The 4,208-nt window shown below is 53.7% G+C and carries 3 protein-coding genes; all 3 read right to left on the bottom strand.

Annotated elements, in window-relative coordinates; genetic code table 11:
- Positions 1 to 441: 441 nt before the first annotated feature.
- The 3 genes from lysS to hslO all read right to left on the bottom strand — a co-directional run bounded on the left by lysS (position 442) and on the right by hslO (position 3,900).
- A complete protein-coding gene (gene lysS / locus EKM95_RS11315) occupies positions 442 to 1,896 on the bottom strand; it encodes a lysine--tRNA ligase (protein ID WP_379897253.1) in 1,455 nt (484 codons plus the stop codon).
- 106 nt (positions 1,897 to 2,002) lie between these two features.
- Positions 2,003 to 3,013: a tRNA dihydrouridine synthase DusB gene (dusB, locus tag EKM95_RS11320; protein ID WP_125698530.1), complete on the bottom strand. Its 1,011-nt coding sequence runs from the start codon at positions 3,011 to 3,013 to the stop codon at positions 2,003 to 2,005.
- Positions 3,010 to 3,900 (bottom strand): Hsp33 family molecular chaperone HslO, encoded by an 891-nt coding sequence (gene hslO / locus EKM95_RS11325; RefSeq protein WP_125698532.1) that lies wholly within the window; start codon positions 3,898 to 3,900, stop codon positions 3,010 to 3,012. Before hslO ends, dusB begins: the two co-directional genes overlap by 4 nt.
- Between the last annotated feature and the right edge of the window lie 308 nt (positions 3,901 to 4,208).

The following is a 4,208-nucleotide window of genomic DNA, read 5'->3' on the forward strand; positions in this document are numbered from 1 at the left end:
CTCTCATATAATGAGCCGTTTGAATAGCTCGATTTGTTGTTACTAGCGAATTGACTTCGCTCATGTTTAATTCTCCGGCCAATTAAGGCCGAATCACCTACACATTTACGAAACTTTGTTCAGTTTTCAAAGGACGACTTGTCCAAAAGACAACTTTAACATCCTAACATTTCGCATCTTTGCTGTCAACGATAAGTTTTCAGTCGGTTGCTTGTGTCAGTGCTGTCATTGCCTCGACGACGCTATTTATATTATCAGGCAGACCGCGTCCCGTCAACTTTTTTCAACAATATTTGGCATTCGCGAACACTATTTGCCAGCGAAAATAGAACGTTTGGTTTCTTGCGAAGATTTGCGGACAAAGCGGCCACGCCGGCGACTTATCGTGCGGAACTTTTCTAATGAAAAAAGCACCCCCGAGTCGGAGTGCTTTTTTCATAATCATGGACGCAATGTTGGAAAAAGCAGAACGTCGCGAATTGAAGCCGCATCAGTCAACAGCATCACCAGGCGGTCGATACCAATGCCCAGACCCCCAGTTGGTGGCATCCCATATTCCAATGCCTCGATAAAGTCTTCATCGATGCCCTGCGCTTCGTCGTTTCCTTGCGTCTTTTCAGCTGCTTGGGCTTCAAACCGTGCGCGCTGATCGATAGGATCATTGAGCTCAGTAAAAGCGTTGGCGTATTCATTGCCATGCATAAAGAGCTCAAAGCGATCCACAAACCGTGGGTCCTTTTGACTCTTTTTGGCAAGCGGGGAGATCTCGATCGGATGGCCGTAGATGAAGGTCGGCTGCGTCAATGTCTCCTCGACAAATTCCTCGAAGAAAGCATTGATGATATGGCCGGTCTTCCAATAAGACTCATAATGAACACCATGGGCAGCCGCGACCTTTTTCGCCTCGTCATCGCTCATTGGCTGCCAAAAATCGACGCCAGTTTTGTCTTTGATTGCATCGACCATATGCACCCGCTGGAACGGCGCGTCGAGATCGATCAGCTGTCCTTGATACGTCACTTTTCCCGTGCCTAGGACCTTTTGCGCAGCATAGCGGAAAATGCCCTCCGTTTCGTCCATCACATCGGTCAGATCCCAGTAGGCGGCATACGTCTCAAGCTCGGTGAATTCTGGGTTATGTTTCGTGTCGATGCCTTCGTTGCGGAAGACACGCCCAATTTCATACACGCGTTCCATCCCACCGACGATCAACCGCTTGAGATGAAGCTCCAATGCGATGCGTAGATAGAGGTCAATGTCCAGGGCGTTATGATGCGTAATAAACGGCCGCGCGCTCGCGCCACCCGCCTGGTTATGCAGCACTGGCGTTTCAACTTCGAGAAAATCATGACCATCCAGATATTCACGCACCGCGCTAATAATGCGACTGCGCTTAACGAAGCGGTCGTAGCTTTCCTCATTCGAGATCAGATCCAAATAGCGCTGGCGATAGATCTGTTCGACATTCGTGAGCCCATGATACTTATCCGGCAACGGGCGCAATGCCTTGGTCAAAAAAGTCAGGTGCGTGGCCCGCACCGTCAGCTCACCTGCATCTGTTTTCATCATGTCGCCATCGATGCCGAGAAAATCACCGATGTCCGCTTGCTTAAACAGCTTGTAGTTCTCCTCCCCGACCACATCTTTGCGGACGTAGATCTGAATCTTGCCTGAGCGATCACGCAGATCGGCAAAGCCGACCTTGCCTTTCCCTCGTTTGGACATCATGCGCCCCGCAATCACCGTCTCCGGTGCCGCTTCCCCCAGTGCCTCTTTGTCCTCGCCATCAAACTTGGTGTGGAGCTCAGCCGCCAAGTCAGTGCGGTCAAAGCGGTGCCCAAATGGATCGATACCCGCTTCGCGTAAGTTATCCATCTTCTGGCGACGCGCGAGCATCTGATCATTCAATTCTGCTTGTTCCTTTGCCAACGTGAACCCTCCGTTTCAGTTTCCTTTTTTGATAATGACGACTTCCTGTGGAAAAAGCAAGCGTCACCGGTATTTAGCGCTGTGTTTCCGCCTCGCGTTGCTCAGTTTCTTCAATAAAACGGTCAAAAATATCGTCGACCTCTTGCTCTGTGTTCACGCTCATCGCGGCTGCCTTGGTGCGGGCTGCATGCGGCACGCCTTTCAGATAGTACGCCGCCTGCGCCCGAAATTCGGGTACGCCGATCTTTTCACCCTTGAGTTCAACGAGCCGATGCAGCTGCAATTTGGCCGTTTCTATTTTTTCACGTGGCGTCGGCTCCGGCTGCAGTTCGCCCGTGCGAAGGTAAGCCTCGACCTGTGTCAACAGCCACGGATTGCCCAGTGCAGCGCGGCCGATCATGACTGCATCCGCCCCGACTTCATCGATCATCCGCTTGGCGTCTTGCGGCGTGCGGACATCCCCATTACCCATGAATGGAATGGTCAGCTGTGAAGCCACCTCATGTAAAATGTTCCAGTCTGCATGCCCTGTATAGAGCTGCTTGCGGGTGCGGCCATGCATCGCCAGCGCACTGGCACCAGCGCGTTCGGCAGCTAAGGCGTTTTCGACAGCCAAGATATGGTCCTGGTCCCAGCCTGTCCGCATTTTCACCGTCACCGGCTTGTGTACGGCATCAACGACCGCCGCGACCATTTCGTAGACCTTGTTCGGATCGAGCAACCAGTGCGCGCCTGCATCCGTCTTGGTGACCTTGGGAACAGGACAGCCCATGTTGATGTCGATGATATCCGCGGCCGTGTTTTGATCAATGAATTTCGCCGCGTTGACCAACGTCTCCTTGGTCCCGCCGAAGATCTGTATGGAGATCGGGTGTTCCCGGGGATCGACAAACAGCATGCTAAGCGTCTTTTGGTTGTGATACATGATGCCGCGATCCGAGATCATCTCGCACACCACCAGGCCAGCCCCAAACTCCTTGCACGTCACGCGAAAGGCCGCATTTGAGATTCCGGCCATCGGGGCAACGACCACGCGATTGGGTATGGTCACATCGCCGATCTGCCAACTCTGATCTGTCGTCATTTTGTTTCCTCCTGAGTCATCAATGCCGATAATTCCGCTTCCGAATACTGATAATGGGCGCCGCAGAATTTGCAGACCGCTTCTGCCCCATGATCCTCGTCGATCATCTGCTGTAGGTCCTTGTGCGCCAAAGTTGCGAGGACTTCGGCAAAATGGGCCTTGCTACAGGTGCACTGAAACGCGACCGGTTGGGTGTTCAGCACCTTGAGTGGCCGGGTGCCCAGCGTCCGCGCGGCGATCTGTTCTGGCGTCAGGCCCGCCTTGAGCATTTCCGACACCAGCGGCAACGTCTTGATCGTGGTCACGACCTCATCTAGTGCCGCATCCGTCGCATCGGGCAACGCTTCGACCAGAAAGCCCCCTGCATGGCCGATCGTCTCGTCACCATTGACAAAGACGGAAAGGCCGACCGCTGACGGAATCTGTTCCGATTGGGTCAGATAGTAGGCAAAATCGTCCCCGAGCTCGCCCGAAACTAAGGCGACCTGACCCGTAAATGGATCGCCGACCCCAATGCTCTTGGTCACGACCAGCAAGCCGTTTTTCCCGACGGCCTGGCCCACATCGATCTTCCCAACCAAATTGAGGGGCAGGTCGACATGCGGGTTTTCAATGTAGCCACGCACATTGCCATTTGCCTCGCCATCTGCCACGATCGCGCCGGCCGGGCCATCGCCTTTGATGCGGACCGTCAGGAGGTCATCGTCATCTTTAAGCCCAGCCGCACTCAACAGCGCTGTTGCGACCAGTGCCCGCCCCAATGCAGCTGAGCTAGCCGGCCAGGTGCCATGCCGCCGTTGTGCTTCTGCCACGGTCTGCGTGGCATCGACGGCGAATACGCGGAAAAAGCCGTCCTCCGAAACTGCCGTGATCAATTTGTCTGCCATTTTTTTGCCTCGTTTCTTGCATTAAACGCCAATTATCATACCAGAAACTGCGCGCCGCGCCAAACCGGCGGCAACATTGCGGCTACAACTGCCGCAACCGCGCACGGGAGCCCGACTCAGAAAGCCGGCGCAGTGAGGCCACCAAGTGCATTCAGAATAGCAAAAAAGCCAGCGCTCTGCTGGCCTTTTTGGCGTCAAAAATTATGGGTCTAAAATTTTTGGTGTTGATTTTGACAACGCCGGAAGTTTTGGACCTTTTTTGAATAACAAAAAAGGCACCTGGTCTTCCCCGGTGCTATGCTTTAAGC

The sequence above is a fragment of the Lacticaseibacillus yichunensis genome (assembly GCF_003946405.1).
Classification (GTDB): Bacteria; Bacillota; Bacilli; order Lactobacillales; family Lactobacillaceae; genus Lacticaseibacillus; species Lacticaseibacillus yichunensis.

Excerpts from the sequence above, each read along its gene's own strand:
- lysS (WP_379897253.1), bottom strand. The coding sequence starts at position 1,896 with ATGCTCGCGCGTCGCCAGAAGATGGATAACTTACGCGAAGCGGGTATC.
- dusB (WP_125698530.1), bottom strand. The coding sequence starts at position 3,013 with ATGACGACAGATCAGAGTTGGCAGATCGGCGATGTGACCATACCCAAT.
- hslO (WP_125698532.1), bottom strand. The coding sequence starts at position 3,900 with ATGGCAGACAAATTGATCACGGCAGTTTCGGAGGACGGCTTTTTCCGC.